The sequence below is a fragment of the Stappia sp. G46H5W genome, from assembly GCF_058448995.1.
In genome coordinates this window covers 905,935-931,349 of record NZ_JBZFLL010000001.1, presented here as the reverse complement: position 1 = coordinate 931,349, position 25,415 = coordinate 905,935, and the positions used below count along the sequence as shown (strand labels likewise).

Genomic DNA, 25,415 nt, shown 5'->3' with positions numbered 1-25,415 from the left:
GAGGGACAATGCAGCGTTTCGCCGCCCTGCTGGACAGGCTGTCCTTCGAGCCGCGCCGGTCCGCCAAACTCGCTTTGATGACGGAGTATTTCCGTAGCGAGAACGACCCGGCGCGGGGGCTGGCGCTTGCTGCGCTGACCGGCGGTCTCGGCTTTCGCCACGCCAAGCCGGCGATGCTGCGGGCGCTGGTCGCGGAGCGGGTCGATCCGCACCTGTTCGAACTCTCCTACGACTTCGTCGGAGATCTGTCCGAGACGATCGCGCTGATCTGGCCGGCTGACGCAAGGGGGGAGGCGACCGCGCCGGACCTGCCCGAGGTGGTCCGCCGGCTGCAGCAGGCAGGGCGCGGAGAGGCGCCCGGCATGATCGCGGGGTGGCTCGACACACTCGACGAGACCGGCCGCTGGGCGCTGCTGAAGCTGGTCACCGGAGGCCTGCGCGTCGGCGTCTCCGCGCGCCTCGCCAAGACCGCGGTCGCGGCGCTCGGCACCTTGCAACCGGACGACATCGAACAGGTCTGGCACGGGCTTTCGCCGCCCTATGATGGGTTGTTCGCCTGGGCGCTGGGCGAGGGCGAGCAGCCGCAAACCGACGATCCGGTACCGTTTCGCCCGGCCATGCTGGCGCATCCGCTGGAAGCGCGCGACATGGAGGTGCTGGACACGGCCGACTTTGCGGCCGAGTGGAAATGGGACGGCATCCGCGTGCAGGCCGCCGTGTCGACGGGGCGTGACGGGCGGCTGCGCCGGCGGCTCTACAGCCGGACGGGAGACGACATATCGGGCGCCTTTCCCGACCTGGTGGAGACGCTCGACTTCGACGCGGCCCTCGACGGCGAGTTGCTGGTGGTGATCGACGGCAAGGTGCAGAGCTTCAACGCCCTGCAGCAGCGCCTCAATCGCAAGACCGTCCCGGCCAAGATGATGCGCGAGTTGCCGGCGGCGATCCGCGCCTACGACCTGCTGGCGTTGGGCGGCGAGGATCTGCGCGAGCGCCCCTTTCGCGAGCGCCGGGCGAAGCTGGAGGACTTTCTCAAGGCGCTCGATCATCCGCGTATCGATCTGTCGCCGCTGGTGCCCTCGCCGGACTGGGCGGCGCTGGCCCGCGCGCGCGAGGCGCCTGCCGATCATCACGAGGGCGAGGATGCGGCCGCCATCGAAGGCCTGATGCTGAAGCGCTGGGACGCGCCCTATGTGCCCGGCCGGCCCAAGGGCCAGTGGTACAAATGGAAGCGTGATCCCTACCGTGTCGATGTGGTGCTGATGTATGCCCAGCGCGGTCATGGCAAGCGGTCCTCCTACTATTCCGACTACACGTTCGGCGTTTGGAGGGAGGGTCAGGAGGGGACCGAACTCGTGCCTGTCGGCAAGGCCTATTTCGGTTTCACCGACGAGGAGCTGCTGGAGATCGACCGCTTCGTGCGCCAGAACACGATCAACCGTTTCGGCCCGGTGCGCGAAGTCCGCCACGAACCGCAAATCGGACTGGTGATCGAGGTCGCCTTCGAGGGGCTCAACCGCTCGACGCGGCACAAATCCGGGGTCGCCATGCGCTTTCCTCGCGTCGCCCGGCTGCGCTGGGACAAGCCGCCGGCGGAGGCGGACCGGATAGAGGCGCTGCTGGCGTTGCTACCGCAGGATGAGGCCGCGGCCTTGCGGTGATATTCGCGTGCGGCTGCCCGAGGTCACTTGATTGCCGGGCCGTCCCGTCGCAGGGTGCCTCGCGACGATTACCGAGCGAGGTCCGCACTGCATGCAACGTGTCATCGACTACTACTACACCCACGCGTCCCCCTGGGCCTATCTGGGCCATGCCGCCTTCCTGCAAATGGCGGACGAGCAGGGCTACGCCGTGCGCTTCCGCCCGGTATCGCTGGCAGCCGTATTCCCGGAGACCGGCGGCCTGCCGCTGGCCCGGCGCCATCCGGTGCGTCAGGCCTATCGCCTCATCGAGTTGCAGCGCTGGCGCGCGCACCGCAAGGTGCCGCTGACGCTCCAGCCCGCGTATTTTCCGGTAAACCCGGATCTTGCCGACAGGATCGCTCTGGCGCTGGCCATCGATGGCGGCCCGGTCGCAGCCTATACGCAGGCGGTGTTCGAGGCCTTGTGGGTGAACGAACAGGATATCGCCGATGAGGCGGTGCATGTCGCGATCCTGACGGGCCTGGGCCTCGATCCGGCCGCGGTGATCGCCCATGCCGGCGAGAAGGCCATTGTCGAGCGCTACGAAGAGCATCAGTCGGAAGCGATTGCCGGCGGCGTGTTCGGCTCGCCGAGCTATGTGCTCAATGGCGAGGTGTTCTGGGGGCAGGACCGGCTGGCACTGTTGGAGGAGGCTCTGGCGAGCGGGCGTCCGCCCTACGAGCAGCCGTAGGGCCAGACGACCCGCTGCCGTGCTTTTGCCATGCCGGAGCGCCATGATAGCGCCCGGCCCTGACCTTCGGAGAGCGACATGAAGCGGATAGCGATTTGCCTTGCCCTGATCGGCGCGATGGCGCCGGTTTCCGGGCTGGCCCAGACCGGGGCACAATCGGGCGACCGGCCCGACGCGGATCCCGAGCGCTATGTACTGTCGCCCGCCGGAGAGAGCTTCCTGCGCCTCGACCGCCAGACCGGCCGCATCTCTCAGTGCCTCAAGCGCGACGAGACCTGGCGCTGCGTGCTGGTGCCAGACGTCCAGATCGTTCTGGAGGAAGAGGTCGCCCGGCTGTCCGAGGAAGTGGCCAGCTTGCGCGCGGAAAACCGCAGGCTGGCAGCAAAGGCCGGCGAGCCGCCGGCGGCCGAGGAGCGCGCGCCCGCTGCCCCCAAGGGCGGCGAGCGGCACAGCCTGACGCCTGAGGAGGAAAAGGAAATCGATCGCGCGATGGACTTTACCGAGAAGGCGATGCGCCGCTTCTTCGGCATGATGAGAACGTTGCGCCAGGAGTATGACAGCTTCGCCGAGTAGGGCGCCCCGCTCGGGGGCACCCGCCGTCAGATGGCGAAAGCGGCAAGGCTTCAGTGCTTCATCGCGGCCTTGATGATGGCGCTGCGAACATCCTCTTCCAGCTTCGTCGCCTTGCGGGTCTTCAGGTTCATCGCCAGTGCCGTAACGTCGCAGATTGCCGCCAGCCGCAGGGTGCGCGCCTCGAACAGGTAGTGGCGGAACGAGAAGGTCGAGGTCGAAGCCCCGGTCAGTCCGCTCATCGTCACCGCCGGATCGCCCATTTTCAGCGGGCTGGCCCACACGAGCTTCATCTCAACAGCAACCCGTCCAAGGTCGCGCGCCTCCAGCCAGCTTTCGGTCATCGGCGTGCGGTTCCACAGGTGCGGGGCCGCCTCGCTGAAGCAGCCGACGGCGAAGCCGTCCTCCGCTCGTCCATCCGGCCCGGCGTGGCGTGGCAGAACGGTCGCCCGGTGGGTGATGGCAGCCCCCGCCGTCTCGATCTGGCGTGCCGTGATCGACAGGGTCTCGGGCGTCGTCGGCAGGCTGCGCGGCAGGGCGGCATCCGGCATCGGCGCCGCAGCATCCTCGAACCGGCGGCGCAGTTCGCGCGCCACCTGGTCCGACGGGGCATACCCATCCACGGCGGTGGCCGCGATGGCTCCGTCGATGGTGCGCCGCAGCTGATGCACGACCGTCAGCATGTACGGGCCGTCGAATGCGATGTGGCTGGTCATCACCAGCGTGTCGCCGGAATAAAGCTCCGCGTGATAGCGGATGTGGCGGGCGCGGCGGACGCCGGCAACCGCGTCGCTCAGGCCGGTGAGCAGGCGAAACTGGCGGTCGGCCTCGTCGAAGCGCGACAGGTAGAACTGGACGTTGAGATGGTCGTTCTCATCGCATTCCCAGCAATTGACGAAAGACAGCAATGTCTCGAAGGCGGGCATGGTCGGCGTCTCGGTGGCTTTATGATGGGAGGGGGCCGGACAGGGAAGTGGGTCAGGCGGCGGCCAGGCTGCGGTTCAGGAAAGCGTCGATAGCCCGGTTGCTGGCCCGGGCGATCTCGAGGTCGAAATGCTGGAAGACGTGGCACCCGCCGGGATGGACAGCAATCTCGGCGGCGTTGCCGGCAGCCACCCAGCGGGCTTGCATGAAAAGCGTATCGTCGAGCAACGGATCGGCACTGCCGACAACGAAATGTGCCGGCACCAGCCCGCGCAGGTCGGCAAGCAGCGGCGAGATGTCGGGATCGGCCGCGTCATGGCCGTGCGATAGATAGTGACGCACGAACATCTTCAGGTCGCGGGTGTTGAGCACCAGCTTGTCGCTGCCCCAGTTGCGCGCACTCGGGGTCAGCCGGAGATCGAAGCAGCCGCAGGTGAAGACGGCGGCGCCGAAGCGCGAGGGCAGGTCCGTGCGCCCGCGCAAGCGCAGCAGCACCGAGGCTGCGAGATTGGCGCCCGCCGATTCGCCGCCGATGGCGAAGCGATTGCCGCCGAACAACTTTTCGCCCTCGCTCAACAGCCAGGCGGCGGCTGCTTCACAATCGTCGGGACCTTGCGGATAGGGATGCTCGGGCGCAAGCCGGTAGTCGCAGGAGATGGCCGTCAGGCCGGTCGCCTCCGCAAGCTCGGCAAGGCGCGGATCCTGCTCATCGGCCGCGCCCAGCGTCCAGCCGCCGCCATGCAGGTGCAGGTAGGCACCGGTGGAGGGGCGCGTCCTGGGAGCGAGGATGCGCAGGCGCACGTCGCCATGAGGGCCCGCCACGGCGATCTCGCGTGCGTCGGCGGAGCGGGGCGCGAGCGGGAAGGGGCCGAGCCCCTGCGCGCGCCTTTCGCGCACCACGGACGGAGGGTAGGACCACTGGTCCGGCAACAGGGTCAGTCGCCGCAACAGGTCCTTGTTGAAGGCCTGTGTTTCCGCGGAAGCCGAACCGAAGGGCGTGTGTGAAGATTCGTCTTCGGCCATGTCGCCGGGGGCCTCGTCTGCCAGTCGTGCCTGAAGGGAAGATACTCCGGGACAAGGCTAGTCGTATGACAACCTCCTGCCAAGCCCCAACCCGTTAAACTGATTGATCTATCGGCAAAAAGTCGCCTCGCGTCGGGGCAGGCGCGGTCTGCGCGTCTTGCGTGCACGGTCGCCCGGCGGCATACTTCGCCGCCATGGCGAGGCGGATGGAACCATGCGGCAGAGCTATCGCAACCCGATCTTCGAGACCTGGACCTTCGAGGACGATGGCCTGGACCTGCGCCAGCGCATGGGCCGGCTGATGGTCGCGACCTCCGGCCAGCGCTTCTATGGCATCGGCCGCAGCCTTGGCGGATGGCTTGCCGAGCAGAATGCCCGCGATGGCGAGCTTTCCGTATTCCTCCGGCACACCTCGGCGTCGCTGACGATCCAGGAAAACGCCGACCCGGACGTGCAGGCGGACCTGCTCGATGCGCTGGCGCGGCTTGCCCCGGAGGATGCCGGCTGGCGCCATCGCTCGGAAGGGCCGGACGACATGCCCGCGCATGTGAAGACGATGCTGACGGGTGTCAGCCTGCGCGTGCCTGTGGTGGCCGGACGGCTCGATCTCGGCACTTGGCAGGAAATCTACCTGGTGGAGCATCGGCGCGATGCCCAGCAGCGAAGCCTGACGCTGCGCTATCTGGGCACCTGAGCATCAGCCTCCGGCCTTGAGATCGTCCGCGAACCTGCGGCAAGCCTCGACGAGAGCGGCGACGATGCCCGGCTCGCTTGCCGCATGGCCCGCATCCTCGATGATCTTCAGATCCGCTTCCGGCCAGGCCGTCGCAAGATCGACAGCGTTCTTTGCCGGCGTGACCACGTCGTGCCGGCCGTGCACGATCACCGCCGGTATGTGGCGGATCCGCCCGATGTTGCGCAGCAACTCGTCGTCATGGGTGAAGAAACCGCCATTGACGAAATAGTGCGTCTCGATGCGCGCGAAGGCATGGGCGTAGTGCGGGTCGGAGAAGGAGGCCTCGCGCGCCGGGTCGCGCAGCACCGAGAGGGTGGAACCCTCCCACCGTGCCCAGCGTGTCGCCGCCTCGAACTGCATTGCTTCGTCCGGGCCGGTCAGGCGCCGGTGATAGGCGGAGATCATGTCGCTGCGCTCGTCCTCCGGGATCAGGTCGAGGAACGGGGCGAAAAGGTCGGGATAGAGCCAGCTGGCGCCTTCCTGGTAGAACCACAACAGCTCGGCCCGCCGCAGCAGGAAGATGCCACGCAGGATGAGCGAGGTGACGCGCTCGGGGTGGGTCTGCGCATAGGCGAGCGCCAGCGTCGACCCCCAGGACCCGCCGAACACCTGCCACCGGTCGACGCCAATGTGCTCGCGCAGCTTCTCGATATCGCCGACCAGATCCCAGGTGGTGTTCTCGCGCAGCTCCGAATGCGGCGTGGACCGGCCGCAGCCGCGCTGGTCGAACAGCACGATCCGGTAGCGTTCGGGATCGTGGAACCGGCGCAGGATCTCGCCCGCGCCCCCGCCCGGTCCGCCATGCAACATCACCACGGGGATGCCCTGCGGATTGCCGCATTCCTCGAAGTAGATCGTGTGCAGGTCGCTGACCGCGAGTTGTCCGGTTCGGTACGGCTCGATCAGTGGGAAAAGCGCGTCTGTCATGGTCGGTTCCCTTTAGCGCGGGAGCGTGGGTCGCGCGCACGGTAACCCGAAGTGCCGTGCCTGTCGCCTGTCCGCCGGGGGGCGGTCGCAATGTCCCCGGACTGCGTTTCGGCAGGGCCGTGACGGCTCAGGACGCTCCGTCGATCATCACCGGCTTGCCGGCAGGCTTGCGGATCTCCTCGACCATCGCCTGCACATGGCGCGAGGGCGTGCGAGTGACCAGGCTGACGAGGATGGCAACCGCAAAGCCGAGCGGCACGCCGAAAATCGCCGCGGAGGTGTTGCGGATGCCGTACCACTCGGCCATGCCGCCATACTGGGTCATCACCAGATAGGCGAGGGTGAGGCCGAACCCGGCCAGCATGCCGCAGACGGCACCTGCCGCCGTGCAGCGCTTCCACCAGATGCCCAGCACCAGCGCCGGGAAGAAGCCGGAGGCGGCCAGGGAAAAGGCCCAGGCCACCATCGACAGGATGTCGGACGGCCGGCTCGATGCGACGATGGCCGCTACTGCGGCGGTCGCAAGCAGGAAGAGGCGCGCGACCAGCAGGCGCCGGCTCGCCGGAGCGCGGCTGTCGAGCGTGCGGTAGTAGACGTCATGCCCCAGCGCATTGGCGACGGCCAGCAGCAGGCCGTTGGCCGTCGAGAGAGTCGCTGCAAGACCACCGGCTGCGACCAGCCCGGCAATCACGTAAGGGAGGCCCGCGATCTCCGGCAGGGCGAGCACGATGACGTCGCGATCGATGGACAGATCCGAAAGGCGCAGGACGCCGGCGTTTTCCGGCACGGCGGCGCAGGCCTCGCGTACTGCCTCGGCGGAACCGGCCGCCTTGCCGCAGATCTCGACCAGTCCGAGTCGGCCGTAGGTGTAGATCCAGTCGGGCAGCGCCTGCAGGCTGGCGCCGATGACGTTCTGGTAGACTTCCAGCTTGGCGAAGGCGGCATAGGCAGGAACGGTGGCGTAGAGCAGCAGGACGAAGAACAGCGTCCAGCCGGCCGAACGACGCGCATCGCGCACGCTGGAGGTGGTCAGGAAGCGCATCAGAAGGTGCGGCAGCGACGCGGTGCCGATGATCAGGCAGACGATCAGCGCCGTGAAGTTCAGCGGATCGAGCGCTTCTCCGGGAACGAGGTGCCGGACGAGCGTTTCGGGATCGGCAAGGCCGGAGGCGAGCATCTGCTGCTCCAGCGCCGCGATCTGCTCCAGCGCCTCGCCATAGGCGAACTGGGCGAGCGGCATGCCGAAATGCTGCGCCGACAGGATCGCCACCGGCAGCATGAAGGCGACGATCAGAACCAGATACTGGGCGACCTGCGTCCAGGTGACCGAGCGCATGCCGCCGAGCAGGGAGCAGAAAAGCACCGTCCCGAGCCCGACATAGACGGCGGTGCCGAAGGGGATGCCGAGGAAGCGCGAGGCGATGAGGCCGGTGGCATAGAACTGTGCCACCACATAGGTGAAGGAGCAGGCGAAGAGCACGATCACCCCGGTCAGCCGGGCCGCATGGCCGCCGAACCGCGCGGCCAGGAAATCGGGCAGGGTGAAAGCGCCGAACTTGCGCAGATACGGCGCGATGAGCACGGCGACGAGCACAAAGCCGCCGGTCCAGCCGAGCAGATAGGCAAGCCCGGCGAAGCCGAGCATGTAGAGCGTTCCGGCAAGGCCGATGAAGGACGCGCCGCTCAACCAGTCGGCAGCCGTCGCCATGCCGTTGAAGACGCCCGGCACCTGCCGCCCGGCGACATAGTAGTCGGTGACATGGACCGTGCGGCTGGCGATGCCGATGCCGGCATAAAGGACCAGCGTCGCTGCCACGAACAAATAGCCCAGGACCTGCTGGGGCACGCCGATCTGCTCGAGGATGACAAGGCCTGCGATAAAGGCGGCGAGGAGGCCTGCGACAGTGCCGTAAAGCTGGCCCGCGCGGCCCGCGACCTTGTCCTTCCTCATCGCAGCTCTTCTCCGGAATCGAACGGGTCGGGCTCGGCAACGCCGGCTTCGCGGTCGAGGCGCTCCTGGCGGCGGATGAACCAGACGGTCAGCAGCAGGAAGGCAACCAGAGAGCCCTGCGCGGCCATGTAGTAGCCGAGCGGGAAGCCGGCGAAGCGGGTGCCGTTGAGTTGGCCTGCAAACAGAGGCACGACCACGGCGAAAACCGCCAGAATAGCGATGGTTGCGATGGCGAGGCCGACCGTGCGGCGCCAGCGTCGCGCCTGCGGGGTGTCGCCCTGCTTTGCGTCAAGGGTCATCCAAGTCCTCCGGCATGCCTGGCCGAGCCATCGATCTGATTATGCGATTCGCTCGATGGTCAGTATGCCCCGTGTGGCCAGCTTGCACGATCCTTGCCCGTTCCCGTAAGAGCTTGCCGGTCACCGCCTGCAAGCCGCCGCTTGATGCCGGACGGGCCTGTAGCGATAATGCCGCGGATTGCCGGTCTGCCGGGGGCACCGGCTTGGGGAGAGCGAAGCCGCGATCTCGCAAGAGAAGAAGCGACGTCCCTTGGGGTTCTGGGAGGGGCCCGCGAGGGAAGCGCGCGATCGATCGCGGTCAGCGTCTAAGGAGGGAACCGGCGTGCCGGACAGCGCGACGTATCATTTCGTTGTGGCGGACGATCATCCGTTGTTTCGCGGCGCCCTGCGCCAGACGATCGAGCGTCTCTATCCGGGGGCGGGCATCGTCGAGGTCGGGACGCTCGAGGATGCGGCCGCCGAGCTGGAGCGCCACGGCGAGGTCGACCTGCTCTTGCTCGATCTGTCGATGCCGGGCATGCGCGGTTTTTCCGGGTTGATGTACCTGCGGGCCCAGTATCAGAGCGTGCCGGTGGTGATCGTGTCGGCGAGCGAGGATGTGGGAACGATCCGCCGCTGCATGGAGCTGGGCGCTTCCGGCTTCATCCCGAAGTCGCTCGGCATCGAGGTCATTCGCGAGGCCGTGTCCCAGGTGATGGCGGGCGGCAGCTGGACCCCGCCCGATGTCGATCTGGGCGAGGCCGATGGCGATGCAAGCGCCATGGCTCAGCGGCTTGCAACGCTCACGCCGCAACAGGTGCGGGTGCTGATGATGCTGTCGGAAGGTCTGCTCAACAAGCAGATTGCCTATGAGCTCAGCGTTTCCGAGGCGACCGTCAAGGCGCATGTCTCGGCGATCCTGCAAAAGCTCGGCGTTGAAAGCCGCACGCAGGCGGTCATCGCCGCCGCCAAGATCGAGCAGGGGCAGTGGCTGACGGCGGAGGCGCGCTGAGCTATTCGGGCTGGCCGCCGGACGCGGGAACCGGTACGGCGCGCGCCTCGACGGGCGGATAGCCGAGCCCGCCGCGCTGGCCGAACCGGCCCTGGTGGCACGCGCTGCAGGCGGAGATCACGTCCATCACCATGGGCGAACCGTTCGGCGCAACAGCCATGTAGAACCAGTCGTCGGTTTGCGGCGAGCGGCCAAGCTCGACCTTCTCCATCAGGAACAGCGGGCCTGGCTGGGCGCGGCCCCGTTCGTCGACGGAAAAGGACTCCGCCGCGATCAGCGTACCGACCGGCATCGTCACGTCGCTGTCGCTGAAGCGCAGGTAGTCCCGCGCGCCGGCCGCATTGACATAGGTGAGGAGATGGCGTCCGCCATGGGCAGGGGAAAACGCCGGATTGCGGCTCGCACGCTCCCAGAGCCGGAAGCTCTCGACATAGTCACCCGGGATCCACCGCTTGTCGCCCTGCCGGTAGCCCTCCAGGAGCGCATCCTTGAGGCAGTCGTAGACGGCGCTTGCCTCGTCCGCCGAAAGACCGGTGCCAGGCTTTGACGCGATACAGCCGGAGGCCTGTGCAGCGGAGGTGACAAGGAGCAGGGCAAGCGTGGCGCCCGCCATTGGCAGCAGTCGTCTCATTTTCGTCTCTCTGGCCCGTCCCGGCGATGCGATCCGGCATCCGGCATGTTTGCGCGAGCGTGGCGAGCCGGACCCTGCAAACAGGGCGGCTTCATGGCAGGAGAAGCGTTTACACGCAGGCTTGAGCGCGTGTCGTGATGCGGATCACTCCGCCGCGGCGGCGCTGCCGCTGCGCACACGGGAGAGATAGGCCCGGAGCGCTGCCGGTTTCACCGGCTTGTTGAGGATCTCGATCTCCTTGGCCGCAGCTTCCGCACGCACCCCCTGGCTGCGGTCGGCGGTGACGAGCAGCGCCGGGATTTCCGTGCCGAAGCGCCAGCGCAGCTGCACCACGGCCTCCACGCCGGTTCCCTCGTCCAGATGATAGTCGGCGATCAGGACGTCGGGCCGTTCGCCCGCCTCGAAGGTCTTGCGCGCCGCTTCGAGCGGGTCCAGCGCCGTCGTCACCCTGCAGCCCCAGCCGGTCAGCAGCACCCGCATGCCGTCGAGGATCTGAGGTTCGTTGTCGATGGCCAGCACATGCAGGCCCTTGAGCGGCGCATCGTGCGGTGCCGCCGGCGCTGGCGCGATGAGGGCCGGCACGGAGGCGGCCATCGGCAGCTCGATGGCAAAGCGCGAACCGCGCCCCGTGCGCGATTCCAGCGTGACCGGATGGTCGAGCACCCGCGCGATGCGCTCGACGATCGACAGTCCGAGGCCGAGGCCGCGCGCCTCGCGGGCGCCGTCGTCCAGCCGGTGGAACTCCATGAAGATCAGCTTCTGCTTCGATTGCGGAATGCCGATGCCGGTGTCGAACACCTCCATCACCACCTTGCCGCGGCGGCGCCTGACACCCACCAGCACCCGGCCGCTGCGCGTGTATTTGATCGCGTTGGAGATGAGGTTCTGCAGCAGCCGGCGCAGCAGGCGGCGGTCGGAGCGCACACTGAGGCTGGTCGGCAGGATGGCGAGGCGCAGGTTCTTTTCCTCCGCCACCGGCTCGAACTCGGTGCGCAGCGGATTGAGGATCTCCTCCAGCCGGAAGACGGTGATTTCCGGTTTCAGCGCGCCGGTGTCGAGGCGGGAAATGTCGAGCACCGCGCCGATGATCTCCTCCACCGATTCCAGCGAGGCGCCGACATTCTGCACCAGATGCTTCAGCTCGCCTTCCGTGAAGCGCTCGGTCAGGCTGGAGGCATAGAGCCGGGCGGCATTGAGCGGCTGCAGGATGTCGTGGCCGGCGGCGGCCAGGAAGCGGGTCTTGCCGATATTCGCCTCTTCCGCCAGCGCCTTGGCGTCGGTCAGCTCCTCGTTGACGCGGGTGAGCTCCAGCGTGCGCTCGCGCACCCGGCGCTCCAGCGTCTCGTTGGCCCGCGCCAGCGCTTCCTCGCCGAGCACCCGCTCGGTGATGTCGGTATAGGTGGTGACGATGCCCCCGTCCGGCATCGGGCTGGTCCGCACCTCCAGGACGAGGCCGCTGCCGGCCATGTGCTCCTGAAAGGTCTCGTGACGCACCACTAGCTTGTCCAGGCGGTCGCCGACGATCACCTCCACCGGATCGGCGCCCAGTTCCCCGCGTTTTGCATTGAACCGGATGATGGCATCGAGCGGCGTTCCGACCTGGCCGTACTCGGCCGGCAGGCCGAGCAACTCGCGGAACTGCCGGTTCCAGCAGATCAGCCTGAGGTCTCGGTCGAAGACCGAAATGCCCTGGCGCACCTGGTCGAGCGCGGTCTGCAGCAGGTCGCGGTTGTACTGGATCGCGACCGTGGCGTCGTCCAGCAGCTTCAGCGCGCCCTTGCCGCTGGGGTCGCGGCGCTTGACCAGCAGCGACAGGACGAGCCGCGACGAGGCGGCGCCGATGGCGCTGGCCAGCAGCTGCTCGGAAAAGCGCAGGATCTGGGCATCCGCGGTGGCGCTCGGGTCGAAGTCGCGCCCGCGCTCGCGGGCAAAGCTCTGGAACGAGCGGTCGGTGCGCTCCTCGCCGAGATAGCGCGCGATGGTCGACTTGAGGTCGCCGACGGTTACCGAGGTTCGCCAAAGGCGCAGGCCCGGCGTCGGCGACAGCTCGGACGGCACGAAGATATTGGCCTGCAGCCGCTCCACGGGCTCGGGCACGCGCGACAGCGAGAACATGATGTAGGCGCTGATATTGGCGGCAAGGCTCCAGAAGACGCCGTGGGTGAGCGGATCGAAGGCGAGCGAGAACAGCGCCTGGGGCCGCAACAGCCAGATGCCGAAGGGGCCGTTCTCGATCAGCGTGATCGGGATCAGGCCCGATTGCGCGAAGGTCGGCAGCAGCAGGGTGTAGACCCAGATGGCGAAGCCGATCAGCATGCCGGCGATGGCGCCGCGCGCCGTGCCGCGCCGCCAGACGAGGCCACCGAAAAAGGCCGGGGCGAATTGCGCGATGGCAGCGAAGGACAGCAGGCCGATGGAGGTGAGCGCCGCCGTGTCCCCGGCCGCCCGGTAATAGGCATAGGCGAGCAGCAGTGTGACGAAGATGGCCGCCCGCCGCGTCAGCAGCAGGATCCGGCTCATGTCCTCGCCATGGGAGGCGATGATCGCATCCTCGCTGGAGCGGCGCAGCACAAGCGGCATCACCAGATCGTTCGAGATCATGATGGCAAGGGCGACGCTGGCCACGATCACCATGGCGGTGGCCGCCGACAGTCCGCCGATGAAGGCGACGAGCGCAAGCCATGGGTGATTGGCGGCCAGCGGCAGGGCGAGCACATAGGAGTCCGGGTTGATCGCCGGATCCAGCATGATCATGCCTGCCGCCGCGATCGGGACGACGAACAGGTTGATCGCAACCAGATACATTGGGAACAGCCAGGTCGCGCGCCGCAGCTCTGCGCCCGAATTGTTCTCCGTCACGGTGACGTGGAACTGGCGCGGCAGCAGGATGACGGCGATGCCCGACAACAGCGTCATCACCACCCAGTTGCCGCCCGACAGCTCGCCGGCCATGGCGTTGACGACCCTGGGTTCCGCGGCCATGGCGGCGAACAGGTCGCCCGGACCGTTGTAGAGCGAGTAGGTGACCCAGATGCCGACGGTGAGGAAGGCCACGAGCTTGACCACCGCTTCCGCGGCGATGGCCAGCATCAGCCCTTCCTGGTGCTCCGTCGCATCGATATGGCGGGTGCCGAACGCCCAGGCGAAGATCACCATGCCGATGGCGATCATCAAGGTGATGTCGTCGAAGAAGGGCAGGCCGGTCTCGCCGGGCTTGAGGTCGAGATGCGAGATCAGCGTCGTGACCGAGAGCGAGACCGCCTTCAGCTGCAGCGCGATATAGGGGACGATGCCGACGACGGCGATGATCGCGACGACCGCGGCCACCGGCTGGCTCTTGCCGTAGCGCGCGCCGATGAAGTCGGCGACCGAGGTGATGCGCTCGCTCTTGGACAGGCGAATGATCCGCCGCAGCAGGGGATAGCCGAGGGCGAAGACCAGGATCGGCCCGATATAGATCGTCAGGAACTCCAGCCCGCTATGCGTTGCCGTGCCGACGGAGCCGAAAAAGGTCCAGGACGTGCAGTAGACCGAGATCGACAGCGCATAGATCAGCGGCCGGCCGTGGCCGGACGCGGTGAAGCGCGCCTTGCGGTCGCCGTAGCTGGCAATGGCGAACAGCAGAAGCACGTAGCCGAGCGCCGCGACGACGACGACCCACCCTTCGACCATGCGTTGCGTTCCTCCCGACCCTGATGCGGAGATCGGACCATGTTTGCCGGCTCCTGTCCATTCGACGCTTGGCGATAAGGGGGTGGTGCGAAAGGGGAATAGGGAGATTCCCGGATGCGCCGGCCCGTGCTAAACCCGAAGCTGCAACCAGACACGCCCCGGTCACCGACCGCGGTGCCGGCAGCCACGGGATGGAGCCAGCATGCTGAAGGAATTCAAGGAGTTTGCCGTCAAGGGCAACATGGTCGACATGGCCGTCGGCATTGTCATCGGCGCGGCTTTCAGCGCCATCGTCTCCTCGCTCGTCGACGACGTGATCATGCCCCCCATCGGCCTGCTGATCGGCGGCGTCGATTTCTCCCAGCTCTTCCTGGTGCTGAGCGAGGGCACGGCGCCCGGGCCCTATCTCACCGTCGAGGCGGCAACGGCCGCCGGCGCGGTGACCTGGAACATCGGCCTGTTCATCAATGCGGTGATCAAGTTCCTGATCATCGCCTTCGCGCTGTTCGTGGTGGTCAAGGGGATCAACCGGCTGCGCAACGAGAAGCCGGCCGCGCCTCCCGCACCGCCCGCGCCCAGCCGCGAGGAAGTGCTGCTGGCCGAGATTCGCGATTTGCTGAAGACGCGCTGAGGCGCGTCCCGCCCGAACGAACGACAGGCAGGGCCCGCCAACGGGGACAAGACCCCGGCGGGCCTCGCAATCCCCCCTTTGCCAACAGAGACAGATCCTCCCATGGTCGATGTGATGTCCGCGCTGCGGCCGGAGGCGCGCCAGGCGCCCGAAAGCGGCATTGTCGAGGTCGTGAATTTCGCGCGCGAGCGCTCCGACCTGATCCCGCTCTGGGTCGGGGAGGGCGACCTGTCGACGCCGGACTTCATCCGCGCAGCGGCCGAGGCGTCGCTGGAAAAGGGCGAAACCTTCTATACCTATCAGCGCGGCATCCCGGACCTGCGTGAGGCGCTGGCGCGCTATCACCTGCGCCATTTCGGCCGCGACTGGGGTGCGGAGCGCTATTTCGTCACCGGCTCGGGCATGCAGGCGATCCAGCTTGCGGTCCAGGCGATCGCCGGTGCCGGCGACGAGGTGATCTATCCTTCGCCTGCCTGGCCGAATTTCCCTGCCGCCATCGGCATCATGGGCGCGCAGGCCATTCCGGTGCCGCTCGATTTCTCGCCCAACGGCTGGACGCTCGATCTCGACCGCCTGTTTGCCGCCGTGACCCCGCGCACCCGGGCCATCTACCTGAATTCGCCGTCCAACCCGACCGGCTGGATGGCCGACCGGGAGACGCTGGCGGCAATCCTCGATGAAGCCCGCCGGCGGGGACTTTGGATCGTCGCCGACGAGGTCTACAGCCGCTTCGTCGAGGGAGAGACGGCCCGCGCGCCCTCCTTCATGGATGTGGCCGAGCCGGACGACCTGATCCTGTACGTCAACACCTTCTCGAAGAACTGGGCGATGACCGGCTGGCGCATCGGCTGGCTTTCGGCCCCGCCCGCGCTCGGGCAGGTGATCGAGAACCTGATCCAGTATTCGACCTCGGGTGTTGCGCAGTTCATGCAGCGCGCTGCTGTTGCCGCGCTCGACGAGGGAGAGGCGTTCATGGCGCTGCAGCGCAGCCGTGCGAGCGCTGGGCGTGCCATCATCGAAGGACGCCTGGCGGCCACCGGCCGGATCCGCTATGCGCCGCCGCAAGGTGCCTTCTACCTGTTCTTCGGTGTCGAGGGCTTTTCCGACAGCCGTGAACTGGCCAAGCGGATCGTCGCAGAGACGGGCGTCGGGCTTGCGCCCGGCAGCGCTTTCGGCGAGGCCGGAGAGGGGTTCCTGCGCCTGTGTTTCGCCCGTTCCGCGGAGCAGCTGGAGACGGCAGCGCAGCGCCTTGGCGACTGGATAGCGCGTTGACGAAGCACGCGAGTCTAAGTTACGGATTTTTGCGTAGAGGATTGGAAGCGGATACATTTTGTTCGTTTCCCGACGGCGGGTCGCTCCCCGCATCGTATCGGGCCCAAAATGCGCGAAGATCAGACCCGTAGCGTTTCAGCATTGCCCAGCGTGTCGGAGGCGCGGCTCGAAAGCGTGCTTGGTACGGCGGTCGATGGCATCGTCGTGATGGACGACCGGGCGCGAATCCTGCTGTTCAACAAGGCGTGCGAGACCCTGTTCGGCTATACGGCCGAGGAGGTCAGGGGGCGCAACGTCAAGGTCCTGATGCCCTCCGAATATGCCGAGGCGCATGACGGCTATCTGAACAACTATCTGGAAACTGGCGAGAAGCGCATCATCGGCATCGGCCGCGAGGTGCGCGGCATGCACCGCGACGGCACCGAATTCCCGATCGAGCTTTCGGTCGGCGAGGCGGCGACGCCGGAGGGGCGCCAGTTCATCGGCATCATCCGCGACCTGCGTCAGCGCAAGGCGGTAGAGCGGCGTCTGGCGGAAGCCCAGGCGCAGCTTGTCAGCGTCACCCGCATCAGCGCGCTGGACGAGATGGGCGCGGCCATCGCGCACGAACTGAACCAGCCGCTGACGGCGATCATGCTTTACCTGCAGGCGGCCAAGCGCAAGGTCGGCGACGACAACCGCGACGGCAAGCTGGTCGAGATTGTCGACAAGGGCGTGCGCGAGGCCGAGCGGGCCAGCCAGATCATCCAGCGGATGCGGAGGTTCGTGGAAAAGCGTGATCCCGAGCGGCGTTCGGTCAATGTGGCGCGGCTCGTCGGCGAGTGTCTCGAGCTGGTGACCATGGGCACCGACTGCCGCGACATCGAGATCGTCAACGACGTCCACGACAGTTTGCCGGACATTGCCGTCGATCCTGTGCAGATCCAGCAGATCCTGATCAATCTGATCCGCAATGCGCTCGACGCGGTGCGCCAGGCTCCGGTAAAGCGTGTCGGGCTGACTGCGGCGGTAAGCGGCGAGGATATGCTGATCCGTATCACCGATTCAGGTGGCGGAGTTCCGCCGGAAGTCGTACCGACATTGTTCAGAGCATTCTCGGGCGCGAAGAAGGGCGGCCTTGGCCTTGGCCTCACGATCTCCCGTTCGATCGCGCAGAATCATGGCGGCGATCTCGCCGTCGAACCCAACGGTGGGGAAGGGGGAGCTGCCTTCGTGCTGCGCCTGCCGGTCGACACGCCCGAGCGTGCCGACCAGGCGGCCGCGCCCCCTGGCAGAAAAGGACCGACGGCATGAGCGCGACCGCGCATCTGATCCACATCGTCGATGACGACCCGGCAATTCGTGACGCTTTGACCGTCGTCTTCGAGCTGGAAGGCTATGACGTCGACTCGTTCGAGACCGGCGAAGCTTTCCTGGAGCGGGCAGCACGACCGGACAAGCTGCCCGGATGCGTCATCCTCGATGTGCATATGCCGGGCCAGTCGGGCATCGAGATCCTGCGCCGCCTTCATGCCGATCGGTTTGCCGCGCCGGTTTTCGTCATTTCCGGTCAGGGCGATATCCCGATGGCCGTGGAGGCGATCAAGCAGGGCGCCCACGATTTCATCGAAAAGCCCTTCGACGCAGAAACCGTGGTGACGCGGGTGCGCGAGGCCATCGAGGCAAGCGAGCGCAAGAACGTCGAGAGCGTCACCCCGCCGGCCCGCAGTTTCCCGGGCAGCGAGACGCTGACCCCGCGCGAGCGTGAAGTGCTGGAGGAAATCACCGCCGGTGCCTCCAACAAGGAGGCGGGACGTACCCTGGGGATCAGCCCGCGCACCATCGAGGTGCATCGCGCCCGCATCATGGAAAAACTCGGCGCGCGCAACGCCGCCGACCTGGTCCGCATCGTCCTCTCGCACGAATAGAGGTCCGGCACCGCACGCGGCGCTTCCGTATTCCGCCGTAGTTTCGTCGCCGCCCCAAGGGTCTATAGTCGCGCGACTGCGGCCCATGGGGGACGCGCTTCGGGGCTGCCAGGGCGGCGGGATTAAGACGGTGACTATCCATATCGTCGAAGACGATCCGGGAGTGGGCGATTCGCTTGCCCTGCTGCTTGGGGAAATCGGGCATCAGGTCGAGGTGTATCCTGACGCCGAGAGTTTCTTCGAGCATGTGCCTCCCGGATCTCAGGATATCGTGATCGTTGACCTCGGCCTGCCGGGAGTGAGCGGGGTCCAGCTTATCCGCTGGGTCGCCCGTCTGACGTCGCCTCCGCGTGTCATCGCCATCACCGGCCAGTCGCGCCGCGCCATCGCAGAGCTGTTCGGCGATGATCTGCCGCCTGTACTTTTACGCAAGCCACTGACCGAAGAAGCTCTCGTCGCGCTTTTGTAAAGTTGCCGAGGCGCTTGTTTTTGTGCGCGCTGATGCGTTGTTTTGCCACGCTAGGTAATAGGTCGTACGAAGACCACCGAATTTCGGTCCCCCAACTTCGCTTCTAGACTTTGCGGCGTTGACGGAGAGGCGCATCGGACGGGATGCGGCTCCGGTTCGCAGGGCCAGGGGCCCGCGGCCGATTTTCATCCGCCAATGCCGAATTGGCAGGAGGAGGGGGCAATGGCCTACCTGGAACGTACGTCCGAGACGATGGGGCATGGAGCGGTCGCGGCGCGCAGCACGCGCGAAGCCGTGGAGACCCCGCAGGCGCGCACCCAGCGCCATGACCAGCATCACGTGATCTTCTACGAGGGCGATGCCGCCGAGCGGATCTACGAGCTGCAGGACGGCATCATCATGCTCTACAAGCTCCTGCCCGACGGGCGTCGCCAGGTCGTGGAGATTCTGACCCGCGGCATGATCTTCGGGACCGCCGGCGGGCCGCGCTATGACGTGTCCGCCGAGACGCTGACGCCCGTGCGCCTTCTGGTCCACGAGCGCCGCGAGGTCGATGCCTCCGCCGTTCTTCAGGGCCACGTCGCCAGGTGCCTGATGGCCCAGATGGAAGGCCTGCACGAGCACGCCATGCTGCTCGGCCGCAAGTCGGCGATGGAGCGTGTCGCCAGCTACTTCATGCGCATGGTGCCGAACCGCGGCGGCGAGGGCTGCGCCGGCCCGGCTTCCGATACCTGCGACCCGCACAATCTGGTGCTGAACATGACCCGCCAGGAGATCGCCGACTATCTTGGCCTCACCATCGAGACCGTAAGCCGGGTGATTTCCGAACTGAAGCGGCGCGGTGTGATCCGTCTGGAACGTCAGGACCGTATTCATGTGACGCGCGTCTGCGGTCTTTGCCAGCTGACGGGCATTCACTGAGCTGCGGTTTGCCGGCGGGAAATGGTCCCGCCGCCAGGCATTCCCTTTACTTCTGCATCAACCTTCCGACCCCGGGCCATATCGGTCCGGGGTTTCTTTTTGCCCCTGCTGCCTCACACGGCAACGGAATGGCGGGCAACGCCGCGTTGCAGATAGATGTCGAAGGCGGCGGCGGCGATACGCGCATAGGGGGCCCCGCGCGAGGTGACCTCGATCCGGCTGCCGTCCATCGTCACGAGCCCGTCGCCGATCATCTCGGCAAGGTCGGCAATGCTGGCGGAAAAATGCGCCAGCGGCAGCCCGTGGGCGGCGGCGATGGCGCCGACGTCGGCCGCGTGCTCCGTCATCAGCTGTTCGATGATCTCGGCCCGTGCCCGGTCGTCGGCATCCAGTGCGATGCCGCGCGCGACCGGCAGCAAGCCGTCGCCGATCGCCCGGCTCCAGCCGCCGGTATCGGGCATGTTCTGCACATAGCCCTGCGGCAGCTTGCCGATGGAGGAGGCACCGAACCCGATCAGCGTGTCGGCCGTGTCGGTCGTATAGCCCTGGAAGTTGCGCCGCAGCCGCCCGGCATCGAGCGCCAGCGCCATGTCGTCATCCGGCATGGCGAAATGATCGAGGCCGATGGCCCGGTAGCCGGCATCCAGCAGCTTCTCGCGCGCATGGTCCGCCATGGCGATCCGCTCGGCCGCATTGGGCAGCCGGCTTTCATCGATCAGCCGCTGGTGCTTCTTCATCCAGGGCACATGGGCATAGCCGAACAGGGCGATGCGTCCGGGCGCGAGCGCCTGCGTCAACCGGATTGTCTCGGTTATCGTTTCCAGCGTCTGGAAGGGCAGGCCGTACATCAGGTCGAAATTGAGCGCATCGATGCCAACGGCACGCAGCCGCTCCACCGCCTGCGCCACCTGCTCGTAGGGCTGCACCCGGCCGATGGCCTTCTGCACCACCGGATCGAAATCCTGCACGCCGAGGCTCGCACGGGTGATCCCGGCCTCGCGCAGCGTCTCGGCAAGGTCCGGTGTCACCGTGCGCGGATCCAGCTCAATGGCATGTTCATGCGCAGGCGAGAAGGAGAAGTGCTTGTGCAGCCGCTCGACCACGGACAGGAATTGCGGCCGCGGCAGGAGGCTCGGTGTGCCCCCGCCCCAGTGGATGTGCACCGCCTGCATGCGGTCCGGCAGCCTGGCCGCGACCAGGTCGATTTCTGCCAGCAGCGCATCCGTATAGTCGAGCAGCGGCTCGTCGCGGCGCGCCGCCTTGGTGTGGCAGCCGCAATAGTTGCAGATCACCCGGCAATAGGGGACGTGCAGGTAGAGCGAGAGCGGTTCATTGGCGGGCAGTCCCGCCAGCCAGTTGCCATAGGTCGCCCCTGTCACGCCGGCATGGAAATGCGGCGCGGTCGGGTAGCTGGTGTAGCGCGGCACGGAGCGTGTCGCATAGCGTTGGTCGAGATCGGTCATGAGGCGAGAATGCCTGCTTTGCCGAGCACGAACCTTGATCCTGCTCAACCTCCGCAAAATCAGCCGCTGCATGGCAGATCCCCGTAAAATGCATGGCAGATCGCCGCTTTTCTTGATCTATTGCCTTGGCAACCCACCTCTTTCCGGCCCTTTGGGGGCTTCGGCGGATCTTCATGCCCTCACTCAGGCAAGCTCTTTTGACGCTGGCGATCGGTGCCCTCGGCGGCGGCGTGTTCCAGTTGGCCGGGCTGCCTGCGGCCTGGCTCGCGGGAGCAATGGTCGCGACGGCCATCGCGGTCCTGTCCGGTGTCTCCTGTGCGATTCCCGACCGCCTGCGCGACATGCTGTTCGTCGTGCTCGGCCTGACCATGGGCGCGGGCGTCACGCCTGAGACGGTGGAGCGAATCGGCGAATGGCCGGTCACCATGCTGCTGGTGCTGGTCTCGGTCGCCGCCGTGCTCGGCGCGACCTTCCTGTTCCAGCGCAAGGTTGCCGGCTGGGACCGCGACACCGCCTATTTCGCGGCGATACCTGGCGCCTTGTCCTACGTGATGATCCTGTCGCTGTCCTATCCGCGCGCGGACACGATGCGGGTGGCCGTGGCCCAGACGCTGCGGGTGTTCATTCTGGTCTCCCTGCTGCCGCCGATCATCGCCGGCAGCGAGCCGGAGGTCGTCGCAGTGGTGCCGGCCGTGCCGGTCGAACTCCTGCCGCTGGCTCTCGTCGCCGCGGCCGGGCTTGTCTCGGGCTACCTGTTTCAGCGCGCCGGCGTTCCCGCCGGATGGCTCACCGGCCCCTTCTTCGTCAGCGCCGCTCTCAATGCCAGCGGCATCGTCGCGGTCCACCTGCCCGAATGGCTGACGATCCCCGCCCTTGTCGGGCTCGGCTGCATCATCGGTTGCCGGTTCACCAACATTTCGCTGCGCGACATGCTGCGGCTTCTTCTGGTCAGTCTCGGGGCCTTTGCCGTGGGCATGAGCATCGCCGTGGCGATCTCGCTGTTCGCCTCGAGCCTGCTCGGCCTGCCGCTCGGACAGCTGTTGCTGGCCTATGCGCCGGGCGGGCTAGAGGCGATGACGCTGCTCGCCTACCTGCTCGACCTCGACCCGGCTTTCGTTGCCGCGCACCAGCTAGCCCGTTATTTCGGGATGGTGCTGCTTCTTCCCTTCGCGACCCGGCAAATCCTGGGCCCGCCCAAACGGGTGGTCTGACGCCGTCAGCCGCTCGCCGGGCATTCTTCGGCCAGAAGCGCGTAGACGAACTCGTCGCCCCATCGCCCGTCGTGCCGGTCGTTCTGCCGGAAATGCGCTTCGCGCCTCAGCCCGAGCCGCTCGGCCACCTTCACCGAGCCGTGGTTCTGCGCGTCGATCCGCGCGAAGATCCGGTGAAAGCCGATGTCCTCGAAACCGGCCCGCAGCACCTCGCCGGCCGCTTCCGTCGCATAGCCCGCTCCCGCGTGGGCAGGATCGAAGATATAGCCGAGCTCGCCCTGCAGCGCGGCGGTGCTTGCGACCTTCAGAAGAACTTCGCCGAGCACGCAGCCGTCCTGGCTGCGCTCCACCGCCAGCGTCATCGTCGCTCCGTCCTTCGACAGATCCGGCTGCTGTGCCCGTTCGAACTGCTGCCGCAGCTCATCTGCCTCCGGCGGGAAGCTGTAGAGGAAGCGGTAGACGTCGCTGCGCCCGTGATAGGCGGCATAGGCATCGTAGTCGCGGTCTTCGAACGGTCTCAGGATCAGGCGGGCGGTGCGAAGGGGAAGCGAAGGCAGGGAAAGCGTCATTGCAACCTGGGGTGAATCAGGGGGGAGGGCGCGTGTAAAGGCGAGTCGGAAGCGGGGAAGTGGGGAGCGCGATCGCACTCTTCAAGAGCGCCAGGCTGTGGGGAAGTCGCGAAAAGGCGCCTGAAGGCCGGTTAAACTCAGAAAAAGCCAAAACAAATCGTCGCAGCCGTGCTTTTGCGGATGTTCCCGACCGCGCTTTGCCGCAAGCTGTCTTGACCTGGATCAAGGCGTCGAACAGCCGATCGGCCATACCTGCGCCTTGACCCTGCGGGGTTTGGATCACCAAGAGACTCGGGGCGCCCACCAATGGCTCAAGCTCAAGCCAAGTACATTACGATGGAGGAAGGCTTCTTCGCCGTATTCCTCGTCGTGATCGCCTTCGCCTGCCTCATCATCGCCGGTAAGACGTATGATCAGGTCATGGCTTTTCACACCGCTATCGGCTCGCTCGCTGCGGCTGCCGGCGCCTTCATCATCTTCCGGAACTATTTCGAGGACCGGGTTCCGGCGCCGCAGGAAATCGACGGCAAGCCGAACTACAACCTGGGTCCGATCAAGTTCGGCGCCTGGGCGGCCGTGTTCTGGGGCGTCGCCGGCTTCACGGTCGGCCTGATCATCGCCCTGCAGCTCGCCTATCCGGCGCTGAACTTCGACCTGCCCTGGACGAGTTTCGGCCGGCTGCGCCCGCTGCACACTTCGGCCGTGATCTTCGCCTTCGGCGGCAACGTGCTGCTCGCCACGTCCTTCTACGTGGTCCAGCGCACCAGCCGCGCCCGCATGCCGGGCACGATCGCTCCCTGGTTCGTCATCCTCGGATACAACCTCTTCATCGTCATCGCCGGCACGGGCTACCTGCTCGGCGCGACGCAGTCGAAGGAGTATGCGGAGCCGGAGTGGTACGCCGATCTGTGGCTGACCATCGTCTGGGTGGCGTATCTCCTCGTCTTCCTCGGCACGCTGTGGAAGCGCAAGGAGCCGCACATCTACGTGGCGAACTGGTTCTACCTCGCCTTCATCATCACCATCGCGATGCTGCACATCATCAACAACCTGACGGTGCCGGTGTCGGTGTTCGGGACCAAGTCCTACATCCTGTGGGCGGGCGTTCAGGACGCGATGGTGCAGTGGTGGTACGGCCATAACGCGGTCGGCTTCTTCCTGACCGCCGGCTTCCTGGCCATCATGTACTACTTCGTGCCCAAGCGCGCCGAGCGGCCGGTCTACTCATACCGTCTGTCGATCGTGCACTTCTGGGCGCTGATCTTCCTGTACATCTGGGCCGGTCCCCACCACCTCCACTACACGGCTCTGCCGCAGTGGGCCTCGACGCTGGGTGCCACCTTCTCGATCATCCTGTGGATGCCTTCCTGGGGCGGCATGATCAACGGCCTGATGACCCTGTCGGGTGCATGGGACAAGCTGCGGACCGATCCGGTGCTGCGCATGATGGTCGTCTCCATCGCCTTCTACGGCATGTCGACCTTCGAAGGCCCGCTGATGAGCCTGCGTTCCGTCAACTCGCTGTCGCACTACACGGACTGGACCATCGGTCACGTCCACTCGGGTGCGCTCGGCTGGGTCGGCTACATCTCCTTCGGCGCCCTCTACTGCCTGATCCCCTGGCTGTGGAACAAGAAGCAGGTCTACTCGCTGAAGCTGGTGAACTGGCACTTCTGGATCTCCACCATCGGCATCGTGCTCTACATCTGCGCGATGTGGGTGTCGGGCATCATGCAGGGCCTGATGTGGCGCGCCTATGATGCCATGGGTTTCCTCGAGTACTCGTTCATCGAGACCGTCGAAGCCATGCATCCCTTCTATGTCATCCGTGCCCTGGGCGGCGCCCTGTTCGTCGCAGGCTCGCTGATCATGGCCTACAACCTTTGGATGACCGTGCGGCATGGCGAGGCTGAAGAAGCCGAAGCCCTTCCCGCCGGCGCCATGGCTCCGGCCGAGTAAGGGGAGAGCAAAATGTCCCTTTGGAACAAACACGAAATCTTCGAGAAGCACTCCCTGATTCTCGTCATCGGCATCCTGATCGTGGTCTCCATCGGCGGCCTGGTCGAGATCGCCCCGCTCTTCTACCTGAAGAGCACGATCGAGAAGGTGGAGGGCATGCGTCCCTACACCCCGCTGGAACTGGCGGGCCGCAACATCTACATCCGCGAGGGCTGCTATCTCTGCCACTCGCAGATGGTGCGCCCGATGCGCGACGAACTGGAGCGTTACGGCCACTTCAGCCTGGCGGCCGAGAGCATGTACGACCACCCCTTCCAGTGGGGCTCCAAGCGTACCGGTCCGGACCTTGCCCGCGTCGGCGGAAAGTACTCCGACGAGTGGCATCGCGACCACCTGGCCGATCCGCGCTCGGTGGTGCCGGAATCGATCATGCCCGGCTATCCGTTCCTGCTCGAGGCGAAGGTGGAGACCCGCGGCATCGCGGATCACCTGAAGGCGAACCGTGCCGTCGGCGTTCCCTATGACGAGACCCAGGTCTCCGAGGCTGCCGCCGACATGATCGCCCAGGCTTCGCCCGACAGTGCGGCCGTGGACGGGTTCCTGGAGCGCTATCCGAACGCGATCGTCCGCGATTTCGACGGCGACCCGAGCAAGGTGACGGAGATGGACGCGCTGGTCGCCTATCTCCAGATGCTCGGCACGCTGGTCGACTTCTCGATCTACGACAACAAGGCCAACCTGCGCTGAGGAGGCGGTGATGAACGAGAGTTACGAGGCCGCCGCCAGCTTCGCCCAGACGTGGGGACTGGTCTACTTCGTGGTGCTTTTCGCAGGCGTTGTCGCCTATGCGCTCTGGCCGAGAAACGCCAAGCGCTTCGACGACGCGGCACAGATCCCCTTGCGGGAGGATTGAGAC

Annotated in this window: 24 protein-coding genes; 15 read left to right on the top strand and 9 right to left on the bottom strand. The window is 66.4% G+C overall.

Going from position 1 to position 25,415, the window contains the following annotated elements; all coding sequences use genetic code 11:
* Nucleotides 1-8 precede the first annotated feature (8 nt).
* The 3 genes from ACVJ6E_RS03810 (at nucleotide 9) to ACVJ6E_RS03800 (ending at nucleotide 2,946) form a co-directional block, all read left to right on the top strand.
* The gene (locus ACVJ6E_RS03810; RefSeq protein ID WP_120268837.1) at nucleotides 9-1,661 is read left to right on the top strand and encodes a cisplatin damage response ATP-dependent DNA ligase; all 1,653 of its coding nucleotides are present in this window, start codon (nucleotides 9-11) and stop codon (nucleotides 1,659-1,661) included.
* Nucleotides 1,662-1,752: 91 nt separating this feature from the next.
* A complete protein-coding gene (locus ACVJ6E_RS03805) occupies nucleotides 1,753-2,373 on the top strand; it encodes a 2-hydroxychromene-2-carboxylate isomerase (RefSeq protein ID WP_120268838.1) in 621 nt (206 codons plus the stop codon).
* Between the two features lie 78 nt (nucleotides 2,374-2,451).
* Nucleotides 2,452-2,946, top strand: coding sequence for a hypothetical protein (locus tag ACVJ6E_RS03800; protein ID WP_158592681.1), 495 nt, complete (start codon nucleotides 2,452-2,454; stop codon nucleotides 2,944-2,946).
* A gap of 50 nt (nucleotides 2,947-2,996) precedes the next feature.
* On the opposite strand, the gene ACVJ6E_RS03795 is transcribed toward ACVJ6E_RS03800, so the two are convergent.
* Complete coding sequence (locus tag ACVJ6E_RS03795; protein WP_120268839.1) at nucleotides 2,997-3,869, bottom strand: acyl-CoA thioesterase; 873 nt, start codon at nucleotides 3,867-3,869, stop codon at nucleotides 2,997-2,999.
* Nucleotides 3,870-3,921: 52 nt separating this feature from the next.
* Nucleotides 3,922-4,890, bottom strand: coding sequence for an alpha/beta hydrolase (locus tag ACVJ6E_RS03790; RefSeq protein WP_120268840.1), 969 nt, complete (start codon nucleotides 4,888-4,890; stop codon nucleotides 3,922-3,924).
* 214 nt (nucleotides 4,891-5,104) lie between these two features.
* Between ACVJ6E_RS03790 and ACVJ6E_RS03785 the strand changes: the two genes are divergently transcribed.
* Nucleotides 5,105-5,584, top strand: coding sequence for a secondary thiamine-phosphate synthase enzyme YjbQ (locus ACVJ6E_RS03785; protein WP_491676393.1), 480 nt, complete (start codon nucleotides 5,105-5,107; stop codon nucleotides 5,582-5,584).
* 3 nt (nucleotides 5,585-5,587) lie between these two features.
* On the opposite strand, the gene pip is transcribed toward ACVJ6E_RS03785, so the two are convergent.
* From pip to ACVJ6E_RS03770, 3 genes are all read right to left on the bottom strand, one after another.
* Nucleotides 5,588-6,553 carry a prolyl aminopeptidase gene (pip, locus tag ACVJ6E_RS03780; RefSeq protein WP_120268841.1) on the bottom strand — a complete coding sequence of 322 codons (966 nt, stop codon included), beginning with the start codon at nucleotides 6,551-6,553 and terminating at the stop codon, nucleotides 5,588-5,590.
* Nucleotides 6,554-6,680: 127 nt separating this feature from the next.
* The gene (locus tag ACVJ6E_RS03775; protein WP_120268842.1) at nucleotides 6,681-8,504 is read right to left on the bottom strand and encodes a sodium:solute symporter family protein; all 1,824 of its coding nucleotides are present in this window, start codon (nucleotides 8,502-8,504) and stop codon (nucleotides 6,681-6,683) included.
* Nucleotides 8,501-8,803, bottom strand: coding sequence for a DUF4212 domain-containing protein (locus ACVJ6E_RS03770; protein WP_120268843.1), 303 nt, complete (start codon nucleotides 8,801-8,803; stop codon nucleotides 8,501-8,503). The genes ACVJ6E_RS03775 and ACVJ6E_RS03770 overlap by 4 nt, the downstream gene beginning before the upstream one ends.
* 322 nt (nucleotides 8,804-9,125) lie before the next feature.
* Between ACVJ6E_RS03770 and ACVJ6E_RS03765 the strand changes: the two genes are divergently transcribed.
* Nucleotides 9,126-9,794, top strand: coding sequence for a response regulator transcription factor (locus tag ACVJ6E_RS03765; protein WP_120268844.1), 669 nt, complete (start codon nucleotides 9,126-9,128; stop codon nucleotides 9,792-9,794).
* Between the two features lies 1 nt (nucleotide 9,795).
* Here ACVJ6E_RS03765 and ACVJ6E_RS03760 read toward each other — a convergent pair whose 3' ends face one another.
* Together ACVJ6E_RS03760 and ACVJ6E_RS03755 are read right to left on the bottom strand one after the other, a co-directional pair.
* The gene (locus ACVJ6E_RS03760; RefSeq protein WP_147421855.1) at nucleotides 9,796-10,425 is read right to left on the bottom strand and encodes a hypothetical protein; all 630 of its coding nucleotides are present in this window, start codon (nucleotides 10,423-10,425) and stop codon (nucleotides 9,796-9,798) included.
* A 144-nt stretch (nucleotides 10,426-10,569) separates the two neighbouring features.
* The gene (locus tag ACVJ6E_RS03755; RefSeq protein ID WP_120268846.1) at nucleotides 10,570-14,097 is read right to left on the bottom strand and encodes a hybrid sensor histidine kinase/response regulator; all 3,528 of its coding nucleotides are present in this window, start codon (nucleotides 14,095-14,097) and stop codon (nucleotides 10,570-10,572) included.
* A 202-nt stretch (nucleotides 14,098-14,299) separates the two neighbouring features.
* Between ACVJ6E_RS03755 and mscL the strand changes: the two genes are divergently transcribed.
* The 6 genes from mscL (at nucleotide 14,300) to ACVJ6E_RS03725 (ending at nucleotide 19,297) form a co-directional block, all read left to right on the top strand.
* Nucleotides 14,300-14,728, top strand: coding sequence for a large-conductance mechanosensitive channel protein MscL (mscL, locus tag ACVJ6E_RS03750; RefSeq protein WP_120268847.1), 429 nt, complete (start codon nucleotides 14,300-14,302; stop codon nucleotides 14,726-14,728).
* Between the two features lie 102 nt (nucleotides 14,729-14,830).
* A complete protein-coding gene (locus tag ACVJ6E_RS03745; RefSeq protein ID WP_199681162.1) occupies nucleotides 14,831-16,000 on the top strand; it encodes a pyridoxal phosphate-dependent aminotransferase in 1,170 nt (389 codons plus the stop codon).
* A gap of 108 nt (nucleotides 16,001-16,108) precedes the next feature.
* On the top strand, nucleotides 16,109-17,293 hold the full coding sequence (locus ACVJ6E_RS03740; protein ID WP_120268848.1) for a two-component system sensor histidine kinase NtrB: 1,185 nt from the start codon (nucleotides 16,109-16,111) through the stop codon (nucleotides 17,291-17,293).
* On the top strand, nucleotides 17,290-17,907 hold the full coding sequence (locus tag ACVJ6E_RS03735; protein ID WP_120268849.1) for a response regulator transcription factor: 618 nt from the start codon (nucleotides 17,290-17,292) through the stop codon (nucleotides 17,905-17,907). The genes ACVJ6E_RS03740 and ACVJ6E_RS03735 overlap by 4 nt, the downstream gene beginning before the upstream one ends.
* Before the next feature lie 130 nt (nucleotides 17,908-18,037).
* Nucleotides 18,038-18,376, top strand: coding sequence for a response regulator (locus ACVJ6E_RS03730; RefSeq protein WP_208996693.1), 339 nt, complete (start codon nucleotides 18,038-18,040; stop codon nucleotides 18,374-18,376).
* Nucleotides 18,377-18,598: 222 nt separating this feature from the next.
* Entirely contained in the window at nucleotides 18,599-19,297 is a 699-nt protein-coding gene (locus ACVJ6E_RS03725; protein WP_120268850.1) for a Crp/Fnr family transcriptional regulator, read from the top strand.
* A 113-nt stretch (nucleotides 19,298-19,410) separates the two neighbouring features.
* Here the strand turns inward: ACVJ6E_RS03725 and hemN are convergent, their stop codons facing one another.
* Nucleotides 19,411-20,760 carry an oxygen-independent coproporphyrinogen III oxidase gene (gene hemN / locus ACVJ6E_RS03720; RefSeq protein WP_120268851.1) on the bottom strand — a complete coding sequence of 450 codons (1,350 nt, stop codon included), beginning with the start codon at nucleotides 20,758-20,760 and terminating at the stop codon, nucleotides 19,411-19,413.
* Nucleotides 20,761-20,933: 173 nt separating this feature from the next.
* Here hemN and ACVJ6E_RS03715 point away from each other — a divergent pair, with 173 nt between their 5' ends.
* The gene (locus ACVJ6E_RS03715; protein ID WP_120268852.1) at nucleotides 20,934-21,971 is read left to right on the top strand and encodes an AbrB family transcriptional regulator; all 1,038 of its coding nucleotides are present in this window, start codon (nucleotides 20,934-20,936) and stop codon (nucleotides 21,969-21,971) included.
* A 5-nt stretch (nucleotides 21,972-21,976) separates the two neighbouring features.
* Here the strand turns inward: ACVJ6E_RS03715 and ACVJ6E_RS03710 are convergent, their stop codons facing one another.
* On the bottom strand, nucleotides 21,977-22,540 hold the full coding sequence (locus tag ACVJ6E_RS03710) for a GNAT family N-acetyltransferase (RefSeq protein WP_120268853.1): 564 nt from the start codon (nucleotides 22,538-22,540) through the stop codon (nucleotides 21,977-21,979).
* Nucleotides 22,541-22,846: 306 nt separating this feature from the next.
* On the opposite strand from ACVJ6E_RS03710, the gene ccoN reads away from it, so the two are divergent.
* The 3 genes from ccoN to ACVJ6E_RS03695 are packed head-to-tail and all read left to right on the top strand — an operon-like array spanning nucleotide 22,847 to nucleotide 25,412.
* Nucleotides 22,847-24,499: a cytochrome-c oxidase, cbb3-type subunit I gene (gene ccoN / locus ACVJ6E_RS03705; protein WP_120268854.1), complete on the top strand. Its 1,653-nt coding sequence runs from the start codon at nucleotides 22,847-22,849 to the stop codon at nucleotides 24,497-24,499.
* A gap of 12 nt (nucleotides 24,500-24,511) precedes the next feature.
* The gene (gene ccoO / locus ACVJ6E_RS03700) at nucleotides 24,512-25,246 is read left to right on the top strand and encodes a cytochrome-c oxidase, cbb3-type subunit II (protein ID WP_120268855.1); all 735 of its coding nucleotides are present in this window, start codon (nucleotides 24,512-24,514) and stop codon (nucleotides 25,244-25,246) included.
* A 10-nt stretch (nucleotides 25,247-25,256) separates the two neighbouring features.
* Nucleotides 25,257-25,412 carry a cbb3-type cytochrome c oxidase subunit 3 gene (locus ACVJ6E_RS03695; RefSeq protein ID WP_067221152.1) on the top strand — a complete coding sequence of 52 codons (156 nt, stop codon included), beginning with the start codon at nucleotides 25,257-25,259 and terminating at the stop codon, nucleotides 25,410-25,412.
* Nucleotides 25,413-25,415 lie beyond the last annotated feature (3 nt).

Excerpts from the sequence above, each read along its gene's own strand:
- ACVJ6E_RS03810 (WP_120268837.1), top strand. The coding sequence starts at position 9 with ATGCAGCGTTTCGCCGCCCTGCTGGACAGGCTGTCCTTCGAGCCGCGC.
- ACVJ6E_RS03805 (WP_120268838.1), top strand. The coding sequence starts at position 1,753 with ATGCAACGTGTCATCGACTACTACTACACCCACGCGTCCCCCTGGGCC.
- ACVJ6E_RS03800 (WP_158592681.1), top strand. The coding sequence starts at position 2,452 with ATGAAGCGGATAGCGATTTGCCTTGCCCTGATCGGCGCGATGGCGCCG.
- ACVJ6E_RS03795 (WP_120268839.1), bottom strand. The coding sequence starts at position 3,869 with ATGCCCGCCTTCGAGACATTGCTGTCTTTCGTCAATTGCTGGGAATGC.
- ACVJ6E_RS03790 (WP_120268840.1), bottom strand. The coding sequence starts at position 4,890 with ATGGCCGAAGACGAATCTTCACACACGCCCTTCGGTTCGGCTTCCGCG.
- ACVJ6E_RS03785 (WP_491676393.1), top strand. The coding sequence starts at position 5,105 with ATGCGGCAGAGCTATCGCAACCCGATCTTCGAGACCTGGACCTTCGAG.
- pip (WP_120268841.1), bottom strand. The coding sequence starts at position 6,553 with ATGACAGACGCGCTTTTCCCACTGATCGAGCCGTACCGAACCGGACAA.
- ACVJ6E_RS03775 (WP_120268842.1), bottom strand. The coding sequence starts at position 8,504 with ATGAGGAAGGACAAGGTCGCGGGCCGCGCGGGCCAGCTTTACGGCACT.
- ACVJ6E_RS03770 (WP_120268843.1), bottom strand. The coding sequence starts at position 8,803 with ATGACCCTTGACGCAAAGCAGGGCGACACCCCGCAGGCGCGACGCTGG.
- ACVJ6E_RS03760 (WP_147421855.1), bottom strand. The coding sequence starts at position 10,425 with ATGAGACGACTGCTGCCAATGGCGGGCGCCACGCTTGCCCTGCTCCTT.
- ACVJ6E_RS03755 (WP_120268846.1), bottom strand. The coding sequence starts at position 14,097 with ATGGTCGAAGGGTGGGTCGTCGTCGTCGCGGCGCTCGGCTACGTGCTT.
- mscL (WP_120268847.1), top strand. The coding sequence starts at position 14,300 with ATGCTGAAGGAATTCAAGGAGTTTGCCGTCAAGGGCAACATGGTCGAC.
- ACVJ6E_RS03745 (WP_199681162.1), top strand. The coding sequence starts at position 14,831 with ATGGTCGATGTGATGTCCGCGCTGCGGCCGGAGGCGCGCCAGGCGCCC.
- ACVJ6E_RS03740 (WP_120268848.1), top strand. The coding sequence starts at position 16,109 with ATGCGCGAAGATCAGACCCGTAGCGTTTCAGCATTGCCCAGCGTGTCG.
- ACVJ6E_RS03735 (WP_120268849.1), top strand. The coding sequence starts at position 17,290 with ATGAGCGCGACCGCGCATCTGATCCACATCGTCGATGACGACCCGGCA.
- ACVJ6E_RS03725 (WP_120268850.1), top strand. The coding sequence starts at position 18,599 with ATGGCCTACCTGGAACGTACGTCCGAGACGATGGGGCATGGAGCGGTC.
- hemN (WP_120268851.1), bottom strand. The coding sequence starts at position 20,760 with ATGACCGATCTCGACCAACGCTATGCGACACGCTCCGTGCCGCGCTAC.
- ACVJ6E_RS03715 (WP_120268852.1), top strand. The coding sequence starts at position 20,934 with ATGCCCTCACTCAGGCAAGCTCTTTTGACGCTGGCGATCGGTGCCCTC.
- ACVJ6E_RS03710 (WP_120268853.1), bottom strand. The coding sequence starts at position 22,540 with ATGACGCTTTCCCTGCCTTCGCTTCCCCTTCGCACCGCCCGCCTGATC.
- ccoN (WP_120268854.1), top strand. The coding sequence starts at position 22,847 with ATGGCTCAAGCTCAAGCCAAGTACATTACGATGGAGGAAGGCTTCTTC.
- ccoO (WP_120268855.1), top strand. The coding sequence starts at position 24,512 with ATGTCCCTTTGGAACAAACACGAAATCTTCGAGAAGCACTCCCTGATT.
- ACVJ6E_RS03695 (WP_067221152.1), top strand. The coding sequence starts at position 25,257 with ATGAACGAGAGTTACGAGGCCGCCGCCAGCTTCGCCCAGACGTGGGGA.